Origin of the sequence: Vibrio sp. 10N.222.49.A3, from assembly GCF_041475145.1 — a bacterium.
GTDB lineage: Bacteria > Pseudomonadota > Gammaproteobacteria > Enterobacterales > Vibrionaceae > Vibrio > Vibrio tasmaniensis_A.
In genome coordinates, this window is record NZ_JBFRVM010000033.1 from 25303 (window position 1) to 46189 (window position 20887).

Genomic DNA, 20887 nt, shown 5'->3' on the forward strand with positions numbered 1-20887 from the left:
ACGTATTTAAGGTACAGGTTGTTAATCAAAGTCTAGTTGTTCTAGCGCACAAATGAGGCAAAAATGGCAAGACTCCCTATGTATCGCCAAATCGCAGATGCAATAAGAGAAAAAATCAGTTCTGGTGAATATAAAGTTGGAGAAGCACTTCCAACAGAAGCACAGCTACGTGAAGTATTTTCTGTCAGCCGTGTCACCGTAAGACAAGCACTCAAGCTACTGATCGAAAACGATGAGCTTGAAAGCGTTCAAGGCAGCGGCACTTACGTTAAAGAGAACAAAATCAATTACGACATTTACAAACAATCGAGCTTTCAAGAAAAGTGGGCGCATTTGGATGTCGTAACGCACAGTGAGGTTTTGGCCTTTGAAATCAAGCCCTGCTCTTTGGCTATGTCTGAGCATCTGGATATCAAAGAGGGCGAATTGGTTTTCTACGTAAAGCGTGTTCGTTTCATAGACAACAACCCAATCACGGTTGAAGAAACTTGGTTACCTGTTGCCCTATTCCCAGATCTTACCTATCAAGTGATGCAGACATCAAAGTACGACTTTATTGAGAACACCAAAGGCATGGTGATTGATAGAAGTGAGCAAGAATTGGTGCCGATTCTTCCGCCTGAAGATGTTGCGAAACAGCTAGGTATTGACCCAGCTCAGCCTATCATTGAAAAACGTACTCGCGGTTACCTTGTCAATAACACGGTGTTTGAATACAGCCGTAACTACTTCACGTCTAACGATTACCGATTTACTTTGGTCGCAAGACGCCAAAGGTAAGCAATACTATAGGCTTTGGTTTACCTAAACGAATGCACCAAAGAAGCTCTTCCACACTTAGAGCTTCTTTTACCTTTAATACCAAATCACACACCAGATACGCGTTGTGTGATTTGATCACCGAGAATTAAATCTCCCTCCAGGCTTCAACGCGAAGTGCTCGATAGCATTAAAACCACTCTAAAAAATCATAAAGCTGTAACACTTTGATTGTGCTTCCCACATCAAATCGCCCGTTCGTCTCTTGCCCCACATAACTCTCTTTTTCTCGCTATTAACACCATTTTCACATCAACGGCTAAAGTTATCCAACCCTTCCTGTCATATGAAACTAAAACAAGCAAAGGTGATCCAAGTTATATTCTAGGGAGTCACAAATTTTGTTTATTAACACCCAAACAACAGTAGTTAATCAATATTTACAACCACAATTAACATAGAAAAAAATGTTTGTCTTAGATCATACCAACCTCAACTATGCCTCGTGCCACAGTGCAGTTTTCTGTACATTCATTGTCATATTCTGAAACACTTTCTTATATTTTTTAAACTTTGTGGAGATTTCTATGTTAGAGCTCTTGATCGGATTAGTAATTACCATCGCTGTTGGTTACTTTATTGTGAAAGGCTATAAAGCGGCAGGCGTATTACTAACTGCTGGCCTTGCCCTACTTCTTATTACTGGCCTTATTGGTCACACAGTCTTACCAGCTAAAGTCGCCTCAACAGGTAACATGGTTACCGACTCACTAGAGTTTGTTAAGTATATGTTACAATATAGAGGTGGAGGCCTCGGAATGCAGATCATGCTTCTTTGTGGTTTTGCTTCTTACATGACGCACATTGGTGCTAACAACGTAGTAGTGAAACAGTTCTCTAAACCGCTTGCTGCTATCAAATCTCCCTATGTACTTCTTGTAGCGGCTTACATCGTAGCGTGTCTAATGTCTCTAGCGGTAAGTTCTGCAACGGGTCTTGGTGTGCTATTGATGGCAACCCTATTCCCAATGATGACGGCAATGGGTATTTCTCGCCCAGCAGCCGTGGCGGTTTGTGCGTCACCTGCAGCCATCATTCTTTCACCAACCTCTGGTGATGTGGTTATCGCAGCTGAAAAATCAGGCATGTCTCTTGATGTGTTTGCTGTTCAAACAGTATTGCCTGTTTCTATCTGTGCAATCATCGTGATGGCTGGCGCGGCTTTCTTCTGGAACAAATACCTAGATAAAAAAGAAAACACGCCAATGGAAAAAGTAGACGTTTCGGAAATCGAAACAACAGCACCGGTTTTCTACGCTGCACTGCCATTCCTACCTATCATCGGCGTTTTCCTATTCAACGGCCGTACGATTCCGGGGCTTTCACTTGATATCTACACTATTGTGGTAGGTTCTATCTTCGTGGGCGCAGTTATCGATTACGTTGTTAAGAAGTTTGACGGCGAGAAAACATTAGAAGACTTAGATTCTTGCTACCAAGGCATGGCTGACGCGTTCAAAGGCGTGGTAATGTTGTTGGTTGCGGCGGGCGTATTTGCTCAAGGTCTAATGTCTATCGGTGCAATTGATAACCTAATCGGTCTTGCTGAATCGGCAGGCGCAGGCGGTATCGCATTGATGCTTATCCTAACAGGTTTAACGGTTGCTGCAGCTATCGCGACAGGTTCTGGTAACGCGCCTTTCTATGCATTCGTAGAGCTGGCTCCATCACTAGCGGCGAAAATGGGCTTGAACCCAGCGTTCCTAATCATCCCTATGCTTCAAGCTTCTAACTTAGGCCGTACCATCTCTCCAGTATCTGGCGTAATTGTTGCGACATCGGGTATGGGTAAAATCAGCCCGTTTGAAGTTGTAAAACGTACTTCTGTTCCAGTAATCTGTGGTCTTATCACGGTTATCTTTGGTACGCTGGTATTGGTTCCAATGGCAGCTTAACTTAAAGAAACACTCAATCTAGACTGATACAAGCTAAGATAGAGATGCCGATATAAAATGCCCTAACAAAAAGGCGCTGAACTTAATAAGTTCAGCGCCTTTTTTGCGTCATATTAATTAGAGAATTCAAAACTCTATCTATTGGAGCTTGACACTAAAAATGTCACAAGGGATTGAAACAGCACGGCTTTAAATAGTATTACTTAAAAAGAACAAACCCTACTTCATGTCACCATAACGTTCTAAATAAAGAACGGTTGCTGCGGTACGAGAAGGCACTTGCAGCTTTTTCAACAAACTCTTCATATGTACCTTAACTGTCGATTCAGAAATAAACAGGTGATCGGCGATCTGCTTGTTACGGTAACCTTTCGCGACTTCTTGAAGAATTTGCATTTCACGTTCAGTCAATTGGTCGAAGATATCATTTCGACTGTCAGCATCATTCAAATAGCGAGCGACCACACTGCTGTATGCCTTATCGCCGCTATGTGCTTGTTTAAGCAGTTCAATCAACTCATCGGGTTCAGTATCTTTCAGTAAGTAACCATCAGCGCCCGCTTTAACAATCGCTTCGATATCCGCAGGGCTATCAGAAACCGTTAAAATAACGATGTTAGCGCTTGAACCATCAGTACGAAGTGCTTTCAGGGTATCTAGCCCAGACATGCCTTTCATATTCAGATCCAACAGGATCAAATCAGGTTCTTCTTCATGGGCAAGAGCGACCGCTTCAGTACCGTTACTTGCTTCTGCAATCACTTCAAATTCATCTTCAAAGCTCAGTAATTGGCTTATACCTCTGCGCATCAATGGATGATCATCAACCAACATTACTTTACAAATCGTCAACTTTAACTTCCTTTAAACTTTTATATTTCAATATGACTGTACAGCCCTCACCTTGAGCCGCTTCAATCGTTAAGTCACCATTCAGTCTTGCCGCACGCTCCTGCATAATACTCATTCCGTAGTGGTTCATCTTCGAACTACTTGGGTCAAAGCCTTCTCCATTATCTTTAATCACGACTAATACTTGTCCGTCCTCATCGATACAGCATACATCTATCAAGTCGGCATTGGCGTGTTTTATTGCGTTTATTGTTGCTTCACGAATCAATTGAAGCAAGTGAACCTGACTGTGTGCATCAAGCTCGAGCGATGAAAGGTTATTAGTTAATTTAATCTTCGCATCGGTTCTTTCAGTGAGTTGCTCTAGCATGGTGCTCAAAGCATCTCCAAAGCTACCCTCTTTGATGGATAACCTAAATGTGGTGAGTAGCTCTCTCAATTGAGTATAAGCACCCGCTAATCCATTCCCTAGCTCAGATGCTATCTGCTCTGACTGCTCTCGATGTTTGTGCTCCGGAAGTTTACCAATAACACGCTTTAACAATGTCACTTGGATTTTTAAATACGACAGCGATTGGGCCAATGAATCATGCAGTTCACGCGCAATCGTCGCTCGCTCTTCCATAATAATAAGCTGCTCAGCTTTCTTTTGAGCACGATTATAGTAGATAGCTCTCGATAGCAGTTGGATAAAACTCTCAATTAGCGTCTTAGTTGAATGACCGTGATGATATGAGCAATACAGATAACCCAAAACAAGTTCGTTATCATCCAGTTTCATTTCAAACTTTTCATAATCGCAAGTCGGGTCGTAACCTTCATCCATAATCAAAGAACGTCCCGAATTATCGACGATTTCTAACCTTAGCGATTCAATCCCTTCTAGACTGACCAAGTGCTGCAAAATAGCTCGGAAATTTTCCGGTGCAACACGCGTTACCGTGAGTTCTTGAGAAGAATAATAGAGTGCTTGTAATGATTGGTTAGCATTTTGTAACTCAACCGTCTTGGCATCGACAACATCTTCAAGGTTTCGATACAGCACGCCTAAATCTTTCGCCATCGAGTTAAATGTTTTGGTCAAAATGCCCAGTTCATTATTGTTGGTAACCTCTAACTTAACCTCGAAATCACTATTTTTGATTCTCTGGCTAGCTCTAACGAGAGCGTGTAGAGGCTTAACAACTTGTTTACGTACAAAATGAACAACAAAAAGAGATATGACGAGTATTCCACCTAGACCTATACCACCAGCCCATGCCAATTTAATTAATTTATTTTCTGAAAATTCTTGTAACTTAAAAACAAAGCGGTCGATTTCAATAACAAAATTTTCAACGAGTACCAGGTAGTGTTTTCTATCTTCGCTATTTAAAACCTGCTTCAATTCATGCCAACGGCCAATTATTAAATAATAATCATTTGTAATATCAGTTGGTACTTCCCAACTCACCAAATTAGTCATCGATGTGGAATAAAGGGAACTTTCAAATTCACGAATATGAGAATCGTAATCCACTGATTCTATTTGAATATCATGCGCTAAACGGTAGCTTTGCATGCGCATCGAGCCAGCAACATTAACCGCCTCGGCATCATTAAGGCTGGACGCCAATGTAAAAATAGCAAAACCGGTGGTGGCAACTGAAAGGAGCAATATAAATAGCAATGATTTAGCTATTGTACTCGTCACAGATGAAACAGGTTTAATAAGCAAAGTTAATATCCTGAAGGTATAAAAATGGCTATCGGGAACCTATTGTCACACATCAAAAAACAGAGCTCCATTCAATATGTGACCAAACGCTTCATAATTTATTGATCTAAGACAATATAGGATCCTATTTAGCCCTTAAGGGGTATTTATACAAATATTTCTAAAACTACACTACTTGTGAGGATAAATGACAAGATATTAACGAAACAATGATCTACAATTACAACATCTTAGCAACATTAGTAGGCATTTAATGATAGACCTATCGAGACGACGCCTATTTTCTAGGCGAAAAGTAGATTCAAGCCAAATTCGATTGCCTTGGATTAAAAGTCTAGAAAGCTTCGCAGATGATTGTACACGTTGTGGTAAATGCATCGAAAGTTGCGAGACACACATCATCATTGTCGGCGACGGTGGTTTTCCTACTGTCGACTTCTCAAAAGACGAATGTACATTCTGTTATCAATGTGCAGACGTTTGTCCAGAGCCAATTTTTAAACCCGAGGAAGAAACGCCTTGGCTGGCAAAAGCAACTATCTCTGATAAATGCTTGGCCCAACAAAATGTTGAATGCCGAAGCTGTGGTGACATGTGTGAACCTATGGCGATTCAATTTCAACTTAGAGCAGGCAGTGTTGCTCTACCAAAAATCGAGTTAGATGAGTGTAGCGGTTGTGGAGCCTGCGTAGCAGTTTGCCCTACTTCGGCTATTCTTGTGAGTAATGCATAAAACAAAAATAACGAGAGCAATTTATGGCACTAAATGAAGTGCATATATCAAGTTTAGTCGTGCATGTGAGCCCAGAGCATCTAGACGAGATCAAAGCACAAATCGAGCAATACGATAATGCGGAAATCTACGGCAGTAGCCCTGAAGGCAAAATCATCGTGGTCCTAGAAACCGAGAACCAAGGTTTTGTTACGGACACCATCGAAGAAATTAATAATATTACGAACGTTTTAGGGACAGCTTTGGTTTATCACCAAATCGAGACTGGACTAGACGAAACGGATTTAGAAACTGGAAGCAACAATTCTCAACTTGAGGGTGAAGTATGAAAATGACAAGACGCGCGTTTGTGAAAGCAAACGCAGCTGCATCAGCGGCAGCCGTTGCAGGTGTAACTCTACCAGCAACAGCAACCAACCTGATTGCTAGCTCTGATCAAACAAAAATCACGTGGGATAAAGCGCCTTGTCGTTTTTGTGGTACGGGCTGTTCGGTACTAGTTGGTACTCAAAACGGTAAAGTGGTCGCGACTCAAGGCGACCCAGAAGCACCTGTAAACAAAGGCCTTAACTGTATTAAAGGCTACTTCCTTTCAAAAATCATGTACGGTAAAGACCGTCTTGAACAGCCTCTTCTTCGTATGAAAGATGGTGAGTTCCACAAAGATGGTGATTTTGCACCAGTATCTTGGGACAAAGCTTTCGACGTAATGGCTGAGAAATGGAAAGCCGCTCTGAAGAAGAACGGTCCAACAGGCGTTGGTATGTTCGGTTCAGGCCAGTGGACAGTAATGGAAGGCTACGCAGCGGTTAAGCTGATGAAAGCGGGCTTCCGTTCAAACAACATCGATCCAAATGCTCGTCACTGTATGGCATCTGCGGTAGGTGCATTCATGCGTACTTTCGGTATCGATGAGCCAATGGGTTGTTACGATGACTTTGAACACGCAGATGCATTCGTACTGTGGGGTTCAAACATGGCAGAAATGCACCCAGTACTATGGACTCGTATTACAGACCGTCGTCTAAGCCACCCACACGTTAAAGTAAACGTACTGTCTACTTACTACCACCGTTCTTTCGAGCTTGCAGACACAGGTTACATCTTCGAACCTCAATCAGATCTTGCGATTGCTAACTTCATCGCTAACTACATCATTCAAAACGATGCGGTGAACTGGGAATTCGTGAACAAACACACGAACTTCAAGCAAGCAACAACAGACATCGGTTACGGCCTTCGTGACAATGACCCACTACAGAAAGCCGCTGCGAACCCTAACTCAGGTAAAATGACTGATATCAGCTTCGAAGACTACAAAGCTTCTGTTGCTGAATACACCGTTGAAAAAGCATCTGAAATGTCAGGTGTATCTCAAGATGACCTTATCAAGCTGGCTAAGCAATACGCAGATCCAAACATCAAAGTAATGTCACTTTGGACTATGGGTATGAACCAACATACTCGTGGTGTATGGATGAACAGCCTTGTGTACAACATCCACCTTCTTACAGGTAAGATTTCTACTCCAGGTAACAGCCCATTCTCACTTACTGGCCAACCATCTGCATGTGGTACAGCTCGTGAAGTAGGTACGTTCTCTCACCGTCTACCGGCAGATATGGTGGTTGCTAACCCTAAACACCGTAAGATTGCAGAAGACATCTGGAAGCTTCCAGAAGGCACTATCCCACCTAAACCGGGTAAACACGCTGTTGCGCAAGACCGTGCGTTAAAAGATGGTACGATCAACGCGTACTGGGTAATGTGTAACAACAACATGCAAGCTGGTCCAAACATCAACACTGAACGTCTACCAGGTTACCGTAACCCAGACAACTTCATTGTATGTTCTGACCCGTACCCAACAGCAACAGCTCAAGCTTCTGACCTTATCCTTCCAACAGCAATGTGGATTGAAAAAGAAGGTGCTTACGGTAACGCTGAGCGTCGTACACAAGCATGGTACCAACAAGTTAAAACCGTAGGTGAAGCAAAGTCTGACCTATGGCAAATCATGGAGTTCTCTAAACGCTTCACTGTTGAAGAAGTTTGGGGCGAAGAGCTTCTAGCTAAAGCACCTGAGTATCGTGGTAAAACCATGTACGACGTGCTATACAAAAACGGCAACGTTGATGCATTCCCACTGTCTGAAGCACAAGAGCTTAACGACGATGCTCAAGCTCAAGGTTTCTACGTTCAAAAAGGTCTATTCGAAGAATACGCAGCCTTTGGTCGCGATCACGGTCACGATTTAGCACCTTACGACACTTACCACAAAGTCCGTGGCCTACGTTGGCCTGTTGTTGATGGTAAAGAAACACTGTGGCGCTTTAAAGAAGGTTCAGATCCATACGCTAAGAAAGGTTCTGGTTGGGATTTCTACGGTAAACCAGATGGTAAAGCTCTTATCATCAATGCTCCTTACGAGGCACCACCAGAAGTACCAAGCGACGAATACGACATGTGGCTATGTACAGGTCGTGTTCTTGAGCACTGGCACACAGGTACTATGACTCGTCGTGTACCAGAACTTTACAAAGCAGTACCGGATGCACTTTGTTACATCCACCCTGCTGACGCTAAAGCTCGTGGCCTTCGCCGTGGTGATGAAGTTCTTATCGAAAACAAACGTGGTGAAGTACGCGTTCGTGTTGAAACTCGTGGTCGAAACCGTCCACCACAAGGCTTGGTATTCGTACCATTCTTTGATGCAAGAATTCTGATCAACAAGTTGATCTTGGATGCAACGGATCCTCTGTCTAAGCAGACGGATTACAAGAAGTGTCCAGTTAAGATCACTAAGGTTTCTTAAGAGCCAAGCGCTTTTCGAACCTAGATACAAGATCTAACGTATTTAATATTGCGACTACTTTTTTCATCACTTTTTGAAGGAAGTAGTCCACTCAAAGAATTAGCCTTTAGGCGGAGAAATTAACCATGAAAAAACTGATTACTGCCCTACTATCAGCTGGTCTTTTGCTAGCTGGTGCAGTTCAAGCTCAAGCTGAGCTGGATAACCCAGGCGGCATTGGTGGCGTAGAATCTCTACGTGGTGCAAGTGAACTTGAAGCAACTCGCGCAGCAGATGACTTCAAAAAGTTTCCTCGTGACCAAGTACTTGAGAGTGACTACGTATACCAACCACCTTTAGTACCTCATACTATTCGTAGCTATGAAGTGTCTCTTAACGCTAACAAGTGTCTTGCTTGTCATAGCTGGAAAAACGCAAAAGAAATGGGTGCAACTAAAGTGAGTGTAACTCACTACATGAACCGCGAAGATGCGGTACTTGCTGATGTTTCACCTCGTCGTTACTTCTGTCTACAGTGTCACGTACCTCAAGCTAATGCTAAACCGCTAGTTGAGAACGAGTTCAAACCTGTAGATTCACTGCGTTAATCGTAGCCGGACTGTAAGAGAGGCTATATATGATAAAATTACTTAAAGCGTTTTGGAAAAGACTCGCGACACCAAGTAAAGCAGCGGTAGGCGTTGTTTTGTTCTTGGGTTTCTCGGGTGGTCTTTTGTTCTGGGGTGCATTCAACACGGGTATGGAAGCAACCAATACGGAAGAGTTCTGTTCTGGTTGTCACGCACCTATCGTTGCTGAAATCCAAGAAACAATTCACTACTCTAACCGTTCTGGTGTTCGTGCTATCTGTTCAGACTGTCACGTACCTCATGAGTGGACAGATAAAATTGTTCGTAAGGTTCAGGCTTCTAAAGAGCTATACGCACACTTTATTGCGAAAACCATCAATACTGAAGAAAAGTTCAAAGCACGTCGTGCTCACTTAGCAGAACGCGAATGGGCTCGATTGAAAAAGAATGATTCACTTGAGTGTCGTAACTGTCACCAGTTCGATTACATGGACTTCTCAGAGCAGAGCCCTCGTAGTGCGAAACAACACTCGACAGCGCTAGCTTCTGGTGAAAAAACGTGTGTAGACTGTCACAAAGGTATCGCACACAAACTACCAGACATGCACGGCGTTGAAGGCTGGCAATAAGGAGCGATTGAATGAGTACTTTAGAGAACGTAATTTGGCACATCCTAGGTTACAGCGCTATGCCAGTTATCATTCTTGGTGGCTTTGCAGGTGTTGCAGCCGTATCTCTTTGGCTTTTATCTATGACTAAAGACAAAGAAATCGATTAGAAATCGAAGAGTACGTCAACTTTTATCAGCTAATTTTAATCCATTCTGATATGGGTTGACTCTAAAAAGCCACTGATTTCAGTGGCTTTTTTAATATCTAACGTTTTATCTTTTTATTAATAGGTGGCAACCTCCCTACCTCACCTCTTAAGTCACATCCACAATACAAAGTACCTTTCTACAGAGCCCTTTAGATAGACACTTCGATTAGAAAAGAACGCTTATTACTACACCACTGCCACTTAACCGTTGTAAACAATATCGCTAAGATCGAAGCATAACTCTGTGACATTTCGGCCTTTTGTTTTTAATTTCAGGTGTTTTGAGTAAATAAATCAACAATTTGACTAGATTCGTCGCGAAATTGGATTAGAATCACACTGTTTTTGACAACACTTAATTGAATTTAATGCAGTTCGACCTTAAAGACTCAGTAAAAATTTCCATAAACACATTGGTTGTGGGAATGTTTGTTACATCAATTCAGAAAAGTGAGCGTGTTTATTTATCTAACGCTGGACGCGTGTCTTCAAAAAAAGGAATTGATACATTAGTTAATAAAGGCATTAAGTATGTCTGGGTTGACAAGAAGCTCTCTGCTAAAGGTTGTAAATTTCACCCCGTTCCTGATGACGAAACGAGTGAGGAACAACAAAAGAGCAGTAAAAATTCTCCAAGTAAATTGGTCTCTCGAGAAGTAAGACAAAAAAATGCAGAGCGAATCATCCAAGAAGCGCGCGGTCTTGCTCAGAAAATTATTACGGCAACATTTGATTCGCATACGTTTGTTGCGGATGAACTGGATGGTTGGGCGGATGAGCTGATTGAATCAGCACTGATCAATTCAGATGCCTTGCAATGTGTTTCTGCATTACGTAAGAAAGATGCCTATTTGCTTGAACATTCCGTTAATGTCGCCACACTTTTGGTCACATTTGGCAAGCATTTGGGTTTTGGCAAAGACCGATTAAAGCCATTGGCTATTGGTGGGATTATTCATGATGTCGGTAAAGTGCATATCGATGATAATGTTTTGCACAAGCCTTCTCGTTTAACCGAGGAGGAATTCGCTCACATCAAGCAACACCAAGTATTTGCTAAACCTATCATCAAAAAAATCGAAGGCTTAAGTCAAATTAGCCGTGATGTATGTTTAATGCACCATGAAAAGTTAGATGGTACAGGTTACCCTAATGGATTGAGTGGCGAGCAAATTCCGCAGCACGGCCGAATGGCTTGTATCGTCGATATCTATGACGCATTGACGGCTGACCGTTGCTACAAACGTGGAATGAGCCCAGCGGAAGCGTTTAAAATAATGTTAGGTATGACACCTAATCACTTAGACCGGCAATTGGTGTACAAATTTATTAATTGCATTGGTATTTTCCCTATTGGGGCCATCGTTGAGCTGAGCAATGGCCATCTTGGAATCGTATGGTCATCGAATGATGATGCTCCTGTTGAGCCTGTCGTTAAGTGCTTCTATTCACGAAAGAATAAACGTTTCATTGACGTCAAGTATGTGGATTTAAAACACAGCTGGCATACGATTGTAAAAGCAATTTCTCCTACGAAGGCTGAAATTGATGTCACCCCTTTCTTTTAATAGAGCCTGCTATTCGAGGGGTATGAGGTGAGCACATTCCATGTATGGTCTGATTAGATAAAACGGACAAGTCTAGAAAGCCACTGATTTCAGTGGCTTTTATTTTTTCAGAAGTTCTTTCATAAACCCTTTACTAGCCCATATCCATATCCAATTTTAATCAATAACCAAACACTCATTTCACCTCCAATTTACTCGCTGTTAGGTATATCTATAGATAAATACCTTAGAGTAAGACAGCATGAACACACACCACCCCCTATCCGCGTTATTACTACTGGGTAGTCTGACCTATCTCACGGGTTGCGCTTCTCTATCACCAACGCCGCAAGCCAGTTTGAACAATACAACCCAGATTCCCGAGCAATGGGAAAGCTCTCAACGATACGTAAACACTACGATGTCGACACAATTGCTCTCGCTGTTCAACAATCAAGCTCTCGCCGATCTGGTTCAAGAAGCCCTCACCAATAACCACGACCTACATAAAACTGCACTTCGCTTGAAGCAAGCTGAACTATTAGCGGCTCAAAGTGATCAATACCTTCAACCTTCTTTAAATACAGACTTTCAAGCCTCTAGACAAAAAAACAAGTCAAATTCAGAACAGTCACAAACTGTCTTTGAATTTAAGTTGGGAGTTTGATGTTTGGGGACGCTTAGCTGACTCAGCAAGCGCAGCTAACGCGAAACAACAGGCAACACAACTCGACTATGCTTACGCACAAAACTCTCTCGCGGCTCGCGTAATAGAGGCGTGGCTTGATGTTGCTTACAGAGCAAGAGTGATCGGGGTTGAACAACGCTGGCTACAAAGCCTTTCAAACACTGAGAATATTGTACTAGAGCAAGTGCTCGATGGGTTTAAAGAACAAGCAGACCTCGACACCGCTCGTGCTGCAACATCCAGAGTAAGAGCGAGTTTAGCGGCTAAAGAACAAGATCAGCTTATCGCAATCAGAGGCCTTAATACCTTACGAGGTAAGAGCGACACCCAGCTTAACCGAATGATTTTCACGATCCCAGAAGTTGAAGCTCCGCCATTACGTCTTCCCGGAGAAATGATTGGATCACGTCCTGACCTCCTTGCCGCTTATCAGCAAGTGCTCGCCGCCGACAAAAGCGCGGCAGTTGCTTACAAAGATCTACTGCCTAAATTCACGCTGTCTGCCTCTGTTTATCGTAGCGGTTCAACACCAAACCAGCTTATCGACAATCCTTCCCTGTGGAATCTCGTTGGGGGGATCCGCGCACCTCTTCTTGACCAATCATCACTACAAACCCAAGCAAAAATAGCTCAGCTTCAAGCAGAAGAGAGCTTTGTTGATTACCAAAAGAAACTATTGGTTGCCATCAATGAGGTAGGAAATGCACTAGACAAAGAGTTCTACCTCAAACAACAAGAACAGCATTATCGAGATGCTTTTACATTCTCCAAGGCTAGTATGAAAAACTATCAAAACCTTTACCAGGAAGGAGCCAGTGACGTTTTGGCACTGCTTATCGCCCAACAATCTATTTACCAATCTAAAATCCAGTTGCTTAATACTCAGCGTACTCGGCTCTCAAACAGAATTACCTTAGGGTTAGCATTAGGAATGGGGGTTTAAAATGAAACAGATACTTGTTACGGCTTTGGGCTTGCTCAGTATCATTGCCACCGCGATGTACATCATGAAGTCAATCCCCGAAGAAACAACGTTAGCGCTGGAAGCTCAGCCTCGACAATATATCAAAGTCACAACAGTCGACATTGCTGCCGGGCAACACCGCTCTACCATTGAAGGTTACGGGCAGGTAATTCCAGAAGAAACTTTAACGCTCACGAGCCAGGTTTCAGGAGTGATTCTTTCGAAAGCAAAAAAATTTAAACTAGGAGAACAAATCTCTAAAGGTGATCTGCTATTTCACATTGACGATTCCAGTTACCAAGTACTGCTGGCTAACGCAGAAAAGGATCTAGCTAACGCACAACTTTCATTTTTCCAAGAACAACGCAAACATCAACGTGCTCAAAAAGAATGGAAAACTTCAGGTATAGAAGAGGCACCGAGCCCCCTCGCTTTGCGAGAGCCTCAGTTTAAAGCAGCAAAGGCACGATTAAACGCCGCACAACAAGCAGTTGAAGATGCTAAGCAACAACTAAATAACACGAATATCCATGCTCCTTATAATGCCATTGTCAGCCAAAGCAACGTCACCACAGGCAGTGTTGTTGCATCCGGAACCTCGTTGGGACAGATCAAATCCATAGAAACTGCTGAAGTACATCTTCAGCTCACAGAACGCGACTGGCAACAGCTCCCCTCCGATTTGAGTGCACTGTCGGTGACAATTCAGTCAGCATCTGATTTAGATTCAGGGCAACAATGGGCAGCACGGGCGAGTCACCTTTCACTGCTCGTGGAACAATCAACACGTATGCGTAACCTCATATTAAAAATAGACTCCCCTCTTCAACAGCCAGATCCTTTGCTGATCGGGAGCTTTGTTAGAGTTGTCATTCAAGGTAAGAGCCACTCAGATAGTTTTGTAGTTTCATCCTCTTCCATTACTGCAGACGGCAATATTTGGTACGTCAAAGAAGGTCAACTTCATCGTCACAAGACTCAATCACTGTTTCAAGATATCGATGCGATTGGTTTTGAACAGGGCAACCTAAATCAACACATCACTTTGGTTGTAAAGCCGTTGTCCAGCTACGTGGAGGGAATGCAAGTATTAGCACTTTCGGATAGCTCTCACGCAGACGACACGGAAAAACTCGCATTAAATCGGAGCCTCCCGACTCCTGCCTCTGGGGACAAATCACTTAAAGAGGTGAATGATGGACAATAACCTAAAAACTCATGGCGTTATCGCATGGTTTGTTCACAACCCAGTTGCCGCAAATCTTTTAATGGTTTTGATCATAGTCGCGGGCGGTTTTTCGGTTATCCAATCACGGGTAGAAAGCTTCCCCTCACTCCCCCCAACCAATATTACGGTAAGTGTCGAATATCAAAGTGGCTCAGCCCGCTCGGCTGAAGAAAGCATTGCGATAAAAATCGAAGATTCATTGTTAGGTGTAGAAGGCATCAAACAAATACACAGCAGTTCAAATAGTGACGGTGCAACGGTAACCATCACTAAGTCGAGTGGCTATTCACTCGACAAACTGCAACAAGATGTAAAAAGTGTGGTTGATGCTATTGGCGATTTACCTAGTGAAGCAAAAAAACCAGTGATCACGCGTCAAGCCGACCTTGAAGAGGTAGTTTCAATTAACCTGTTTGGTGACGTGCCTATCGGTGCATTACAGCGTTATTTAGACGAGTTACGACACAAGCTCCTAGACTCTCCTTTGATACAAAAGGTTGATTACATTGGCCGAAAATCTCAGCAGGTCTCGATTGAAATTGACGAGGCCAAATTGCAAGCTTTCAGTCTTACGATGGAGCAAATCGTCAGCCAAATTAGAGCAGAATCATTAACCCAAACGGCCGGCCAGCTCAAAGGTTCTCAAGGGACGTTAGTTCTTAAAGCGGACCAGCAACACCGAAGCGCGAAAGAGTTCGCTTCGCTGCCAATTAAACGCACAGCAACAGGGCAAACCATACTCTTGTCCGACGTGGCACATATTGAATTAGGATCTGACGACGACGGCATCATTACTCGTTATAACGGCCATCCATCAGTAGGATTAAAGGTGAAAATGTATGGTCAATCAAACATCAACCAGCTAGCCCAAGAGACCAAATCCATCGTTGATGCTTACCAATTGACTCTGCCGAACGGTATCCACCTGACCCAATGGAATGATCAAAGTGAGCCGATTAAAAACCGTTTATCTTTGCTACTTAAGAACAGTGCTCAAGGTATCGCTCTCGTTGTTATTTTACTGGCTCTGCTCTTAAACATACGTGTGGCTTTCTGGGTTGCCGTTGGCCTACCTGTTACGTTTGCCGGCGCAATGGTCCTTATGGGAGATTCTTTCTTTGGACTCACCCTTAATGAATTAACCACCTTTGGCTTCATCATGGCCCTCGGAATTGTTGTTGATGATGCAGTCGTCATTGGTGAAAGTATTTACGAACAAAGAGAGAAACACGGAGCTTCCGTTGAGTCGACCATCGCTGGCGCGCAAAAAGTGGCAACACCAACCACATTTGGTGTGTTGACGACCATCGTCGCTTTTATGTCTCTCAGCTTAATCGAAGGGGAACTCGGTAAGATCTTTGCGCAATTTGCCATGGCTGCAACTTTCTGTCTGATTTTCTCACTCATTGAGTCCAAATTAATTCTCCCAGCTCACCTTGCCCGAGTCAAAATGGAACCGACTTCAGCATGGGGTATCCCTGCCGTATGGCACTATATTCAACAGCGTGTTCTACGTGGTTTCAAATACATCACTTGGCATCTCTACAAACCCTGTTTACAACTGGCTATACGCTACCGTTATGCTGTAATTTGTGGCTTTTTTTCCCTGTGTATTCTAGTTGGCGGTTCGCTAATAACCGGCAAACTTAAGTCGGTATTTTTCCCGGAGATTTCTACTAACTTCATCACGATCGAGCTCGCATTCGAAGATGATACTGGCTACGGATTAGTACAACGTGAAACACTTAAAGTTGAACAAATGGCGGCATCATTGAATGATTCGTTGGTGAAGCAATATGCGCTGTCTGTACCACCAATCCAAAGTGTATTGGTAGAAACCACCAATAACAGTTCGCAAATCATTGTTGGCCTTTCGAGCAACACTCAACGCCCAATCAGCGCGGGTGCTATCGCTAAAGAATGGCAATCCATGGCCCCAACACTTGAAGGCATAGACAGCGCCAATTTCTTAGCCGATATGATCAGCGATAAAGCAATAAGCATAGAATTAAGAAGTCAAAATGAAGCAACGATCAGCAACGCAACTCGCGAACTGACTGAGCATCTCAGTAATGTACAAGGTGTGCATGGCATAAAAAGTAGCCTCGCGAATACACAAGCCCAAGTTGATATTAAAGTTAACGATATGGGGTTAACGATGGGGCTTACTACATCGAACCTCTTACAACAACTCAACATGGCCTATCAAGGTTATGAAGTGCAGCAATTTCAAGAAGGTTCGCATGAAATAAAGGTCAAAATTCAGTATCCGCGGGCAAAAAGACAAACACTGGATAATCTCAAATACGCACAAATTCGCTTGGGCAATGGTAAGTTAGTACCACTCAATGCGGTAGCCAATATATCGACTCGATATGTGTCCAAAAACATTGAACGAATGAATCGTAACAGAGTCAATGTGATATCAGCTGATGTTGATAAAACTATCGCCTCTCCAGAAGAGATCATTGATAAGTTAGATAGCGACCTGTTTAAAAGATTACAGAATAAGTATCGTGACCTAAACATTGTCCTTTCTGGACAGCAACAAGAGCAGGAACAAATATCTAATTCACTGTATAGCGTGTTTGCTATCGCTCTTGTCGGCATCTACGCATTGCTTGCAATACCACTCAACTCATATTTCCAGCCACTGCTGATCATGTGCACAATTCCATTTGGTATTGTGGGCGCCTTGATGGGACACTTAATCCAAGGGATACCCATCAGTATACTTTCTCTGTTCGGAATGCTTGCATTAACCGGGGTCGTCGTGAATGATAGCCTCTTACTTATCTCACGCTTTAATACCAAGATAATGAGTGGTGATACCGTATACGAGGCGTTAATTGAATCAGGAACAGGACGCTTAAGGGCTATTGTGCTGACTTCTGCAACCACGTATTTTGGCTTAGTGCCCTTACTGTCAGAAACCTCTCCTCAAGCTCAGTTTTTAATACCAGCAGCTACGTCAATGGGGTATGGAATCTTATTTGCAACGGTAATAACACTTCTTTTGGTACCCGTATTGCTAATGGTTCAGCAAGATATCAAGCAGCTGTTTCACAACATAACCACCCAACGATCCGCTTCTTTTACTGGGGTTAAGAAAAATGAAATCTAACTTATCTATCAACGTGTTATTAGTTGAAGATGACAAGGAGCTCGCCGCTTCAGTTGCAGAGTTTCTCGAATTTGAAAACATCAAATGCGATCATGCTTACAATGGGTTAAGCGGTTTTACACTCGCAAAACAAAACTACTATGACGTTATTCTTCTTGACCTAATGTTACCCAAAATAGATGGTTTTACTGTCTGTGAAAGACTTCGAGACGACGGTGACGATACGCCTATTTTGATGCTGACGGCAAAAGATACGCTGCAAGACAAAGAAGCTGGCTTCAATGCAGGCACCGATGACTACTTAATCAAGCCATTTGCAATGAAAGAGCTCACCTTACGTATCAAGGCGCTCTCTAAGCGAAGAAGTAGCCAACAAAAAAGGTTAGTACAAGGTGACTTAGTCTATGACCTAGAAAGCCAGCAAGTATCAAGATCAGGACAAGTCTTGGACTTAAATCGACTCAATCTAATGCTTTTAGAACTCCTCATGCGCCGAACTCCACAAGTCGTTACTCGTAGAGAAATAGAGGAGTGATTGTGGCCAAATGACGCACCAGAAAGTAACAACATAAAAGTACAGGTTTATCAACTGAGACAAAAAATCGATAAGCCTTTTGAATCTAAGTTGATTGAAACCGTCGTTGGCCAAGGTCTGAGGATAAAAGAGTAACCATGAGCATGAAAAAGAGCTTCCCAATACGGGGTCACCTTACTACCTTTTTCTTGGGCTTGTCACTTCTGACAGCCTTACTATTCGGAGAACTTTTAATCCGTCACTTTGAATATGGAATAGAAGATTCAGTAAAAATGCGACTCGCCAGTGAATGGTTGAGCTTTAACGAAGTACGCCTTATAAATCCAGAAGCCAAACTACCTAAATCTTACGTAGTGTCATTTTATTATGACCAATTGCCTAACATAAAGGTCGATGGTAAAGACGTACTTCGGGATGTGACATTTGTTAATGATGAGTTCACTGTCGTCTTCGTTGATGAAACGGTTACCAACGACATCAAGAAAGAGGCTGTCTTTGGTGTCTACCGTTTTGCTCTCGAAGACGGACGATTGGTATTCGGAGTCGCTCGGTACGACTACCGCCTAATTGGCGACACAATAGATGTGTGGTTCGATCATCGCTTCAACCTTATTATCTATATTGCTCTTGGCTATATATTTTTTATTGTATTAGCGCTTTGGCTCTACAGTTACCGAGTAGGAAAAAAAACCGAACAACTCGTCGAATGGTCAGAAAGCGCGTCCAACGACCTATTGGCGAACCCCGCTCCCAACTTTAAATTCAGTGAATACAATCGAGTTGCGCTTTATCTAGAAAAGGCACTCAGTAAGAATGCGCATTTGGTAGAAAGAGAACAACGTTTTCTATCTCATGCTAGTCACGAATTGAGAACGCCTATTGCAATCATACGAGCAAATATGGAGATCTTAGAGCGCATCTCCCTGCCCTCAGATTTACAGCGCCCGATCAATCGTATCGACCGCGCGAGCAGCAACATGCAGCAAATTACCGAAACCATGCTCTGGCTAGTCCGAAAGAGTGAAACGCCACCGAATCAGAGCTTAGTTTCGGTCGTCGCTTTATTAGATAATTTGATAGAAGAGTTGGAGTATTTAATTCAAGGTGAAGAGATCGACATCATCCGCAATTACCTTCATGCCCCAACAGTGGAACTTCCAGAGACTCCAATCAAAATTGTCGTTGGTAACCTCATTCGTAACGCTTTCCAATACACACATAGCGGCACTATCCATATCTATTTCGAAGAAAACAGCATAGTCATCAAGAATATAAACACACAGGAACTTGATCTGCCATTTCAAGATAGCTTTGGCCTTGGGCAGGATTTAACCGAGAAAATATGTAAGAAGCTAGGATGGCACCTTGAAGCAGAGGAAATAGAGGGAGGCTTGTTGGCTCGGCTTCATTTGCCGGTCGAAGAAAAATCAAATACCAATACTTAACTTCGTTTAAGTTGAATGACCAAGCTTCATGGCGGTCCGACCGGACATTTTGGGTCGCCATTGACTGAATTTAAGCTTCATCACTCATATTCAGTCGCAGCCTCTAGCCGAAAAAGTAAACAGTAAAAAGGGCTAACAAATATGCTAGCCCTCAACTCATCGTGATTAAGTAGTCAATTACTTAAAAGTGATAGCTAACACCAACACTCATCAAATATCCGCTGGTATCATAGAATGCGATATTGGAATTGTTACTAGAATAACCCGCTAATGCGTTGAATCCCCAGTCTTGCCAACCCATAACGTCCATATATTCATAGCCAAGCGTTGCGCTATATCCATTGTCTTCACGTGTTTTCTTGAATACTGGATTGGATGCATCATATGAGCGGTGGCTGTAATCTGCATTGACCGAGAATGCATGATCATCCACCATCATTATGTAGGTCAACGAGCCAGAGTAATAAGAGAAAGAAACTGCTTCACCGTCTGCAAGATGTTTTTGATAAGACAACGATGGTTCGATAAAAGAGCTCCCACTAACAGGCATCTCCATAGATAGGCTTGCATAATAGCCTTTAGCGTCACGTTGGAGTACACCTGTTGGCACTCCTAGGTGAACGCCCGATTTGTCATTTTTAATGTCTTGCTTGTAGACAGCGAAATCACCCGATAAACCAATATCTAATAAGTTGTCGAGTTGTACACGAAAGGTATCACCAGAGATATCGGTTTTAGTCCTCGCAGTATTGGCTATGAACGGGTCTTCCCATACTTCACCATTTGCGATTGTTGGAAGGTAAGAGAACGATACAACCGATTCATTGCCATATTCCAGTGCGTAGCCAAATTCAAAAGCAAAAACACCTTCAATGATATCGCCACGCGAGGTCCCCATAAAGACCTGCTGGTCGCTATCTGAACCAAACGTGTAGCGCAACTGTCCCAGTGGTACAACAAGCGCACTCGAATCCGATTCTCCCTTGCTGTTCAAGCTGCCTTTTTTTACAGCCTCTGAGTCATCGGTTTCACTACCAAAGCCGACCAATACTCCAACTTCGCCTCCCCAGCCTGGTTCATCAAGTTCAGCCAATACATTTGCACTAAACAAAACCCTAGAGTCATTAACATGCGGTA

17 protein-coding genes and 1 pseudogene are annotated in these 20887 nt (G+C 43.0%); 15 read left to right on the top strand and 3 right to left on the bottom strand.

Annotation, left to right across the window (positions count from 1 at the left end):
* The first annotated feature begins 63 nt into the window (after nucleotides 1-63).
* Both AB4589_RS06335 and dcuC read left to right on the top strand, forming a co-directional pair.
* A complete protein-coding gene (locus tag AB4589_RS06335; RefSeq protein WP_372099799.1) occupies nucleotides 64-780 on the top strand; it encodes a GntR family transcriptional regulator in 717 nt (238 codons plus the stop codon).
* Between the two features lie 566 nt (nucleotides 781-1346).
* Nucleotides 1347-2714, top strand: a complete 1368-nt coding sequence (gene dcuC, locus AB4589_RS06340) for an anaerobic C4-dicarboxylate transporter DcuC (protein WP_372099801.1) — start codon at nucleotides 1347-1349, stop codon at nucleotides 2712-2714.
* 219 nt (nucleotides 2715-2933) lie between these two features.
* Here dcuC and AB4589_RS06345 read toward each other — a convergent pair whose 3' ends face one another.
* Nucleotides 2934-3566 carry a response regulator gene (locus AB4589_RS06345; RefSeq protein ID WP_009845450.1) on the bottom strand — a complete coding sequence of 211 codons (633 nt, stop codon included), beginning with the start codon at nucleotides 3564-3566 and terminating at the stop codon, nucleotides 2934-2936.
* Nucleotides 3553-5283: a nitrate/nitrite two-component system sensor histidine kinase NarQ gene (gene narQ / locus AB4589_RS06350; RefSeq protein ID WP_372099803.1), complete on the bottom strand. Its 1731-nt coding sequence runs from the start codon at nucleotides 5281-5283 to the stop codon at nucleotides 3553-3555. The genes AB4589_RS06345 and narQ overlap by 14 nt, the downstream gene beginning before the upstream one ends.
* Nucleotides 5284-5536: 253 nt before the next feature.
* On the opposite strand from narQ, the gene napF reads away from it, so the two are divergent.
* From napF to AB4589_RS06415, 13 genes and pseudogenes are all read left to right on the top strand, one after another.
* Complete coding sequence (gene napF, locus AB4589_RS06355) at nucleotides 5537-6016, top strand: ferredoxin-type protein NapF (protein ID WP_372099805.1); 480 nt, start codon at nucleotides 5537-5539, stop codon at nucleotides 6014-6016.
* Between the two features lie 23 nt (nucleotides 6017-6039).
* Nucleotides 6040-6345, top strand: a complete 306-nt coding sequence (locus tag AB4589_RS06360) for a chaperone NapD (protein ID WP_009845453.1) — start codon at nucleotides 6040-6042, stop codon at nucleotides 6343-6345.
* On the top strand, nucleotides 6342-8831 hold the full coding sequence (gene napA, locus AB4589_RS06365) for a periplasmic nitrate reductase subunit alpha (protein WP_009845454.1): 2490 nt from the start codon (nucleotides 6342-6344) through the stop codon (nucleotides 8829-8831). Before AB4589_RS06360 ends, napA begins: the two co-directional genes overlap by 4 nt.
* A 125-nt stretch (nucleotides 8832-8956) precedes the next feature.
* A complete protein-coding gene (locus AB4589_RS06370; RefSeq protein ID WP_009845455.1) occupies nucleotides 8957-9418 on the top strand; it encodes a nitrate reductase cytochrome c-type subunit in 462 nt (153 codons plus the stop codon).
* Nucleotides 9419-9447: 29 nt separating this feature from the next.
* Entirely contained in the window at nucleotides 9448-10029 is a 582-nt protein-coding gene (locus AB4589_RS06375; RefSeq protein ID WP_009845456.1) for a NapC/NirT family cytochrome c, read from the top strand.
* An 11-nt stretch (nucleotides 10030-10040) separates the two neighbouring features.
* Nucleotides 10041-10178, top strand: a complete 138-nt coding sequence (locus AB4589_RS06380) for a TIGR02808 family protein (protein WP_009845457.1) — start codon at nucleotides 10041-10043, stop codon at nucleotides 10176-10178.
* Nucleotides 10179-10587: 409 nt separating this feature from the next.
* Complete coding sequence (locus AB4589_RS06385) at nucleotides 10588-11787, top strand: HD-GYP domain-containing protein (protein ID WP_009845458.1); 1200 nt, start codon at nucleotides 10588-10590, stop codon at nucleotides 11785-11787.
* Nucleotides 11788-12028: 241 nt separating this feature from the next.
* Entirely contained in the window at nucleotides 12029-12433 is a 405-nt protein-coding gene (locus AB4589_RS06390) for a hypothetical protein (protein ID WP_372099807.1), read from the top strand.
* Complete coding sequence (locus AB4589_RS06395; RefSeq protein WP_372099808.1) at nucleotides 12411-13397, top strand: TolC family protein; 987 nt, start codon at nucleotides 12411-12413, stop codon at nucleotides 13395-13397. The genes AB4589_RS06390 and AB4589_RS06395 overlap by 23 nt, the downstream gene beginning before the upstream one ends.
* Before the next feature lies 1 nt (nucleotide 13398).
* The gene (locus AB4589_RS06400; protein ID WP_371709315.1) at nucleotides 13399-14625 is read left to right on the top strand and encodes an efflux RND transporter periplasmic adaptor subunit; all 1227 of its coding nucleotides are present in this window, start codon (nucleotides 13399-13401) and stop codon (nucleotides 14623-14625) included.
* Nucleotides 14615-17770, top strand: a complete 3156-nt coding sequence (locus AB4589_RS06405) for an efflux RND transporter permease subunit (protein WP_372099819.1) — start codon at nucleotides 14615-14617, stop codon at nucleotides 17768-17770. Before AB4589_RS06400 ends, AB4589_RS06405 begins: the two co-directional genes overlap by 11 nt.
* Nucleotides 17760-18440 (top strand): annotated as a pseudogene (locus AB4589_RS06410) (response regulator transcription factor). Before AB4589_RS06405 ends, AB4589_RS06410 begins: the two are co-directional and overlap by 11 nt.
* 2 nt (nucleotides 18441-18442) lie before the next feature.
* Nucleotides 18443-19750: a HAMP domain-containing sensor histidine kinase gene (locus AB4589_RS06415; RefSeq protein ID WP_135381545.1), complete on the top strand. Its 1308-nt coding sequence runs from the start codon at nucleotides 18443-18445 to the stop codon at nucleotides 19748-19750.
* Nucleotides 19751-19931: 181 nt separating this feature from the next.
* On the opposite strand, the gene AB4589_RS06420 is transcribed toward AB4589_RS06415, so the two are convergent.
* Nucleotides 19932-20861: a DUF2860 domain-containing protein gene (locus AB4589_RS06420; RefSeq protein WP_372099810.1), complete on the bottom strand. Its 930-nt coding sequence runs from the start codon at nucleotides 20859-20861 to the stop codon at nucleotides 19932-19934.
* Nucleotides 20862-20887 lie beyond the last annotated feature (26 nt).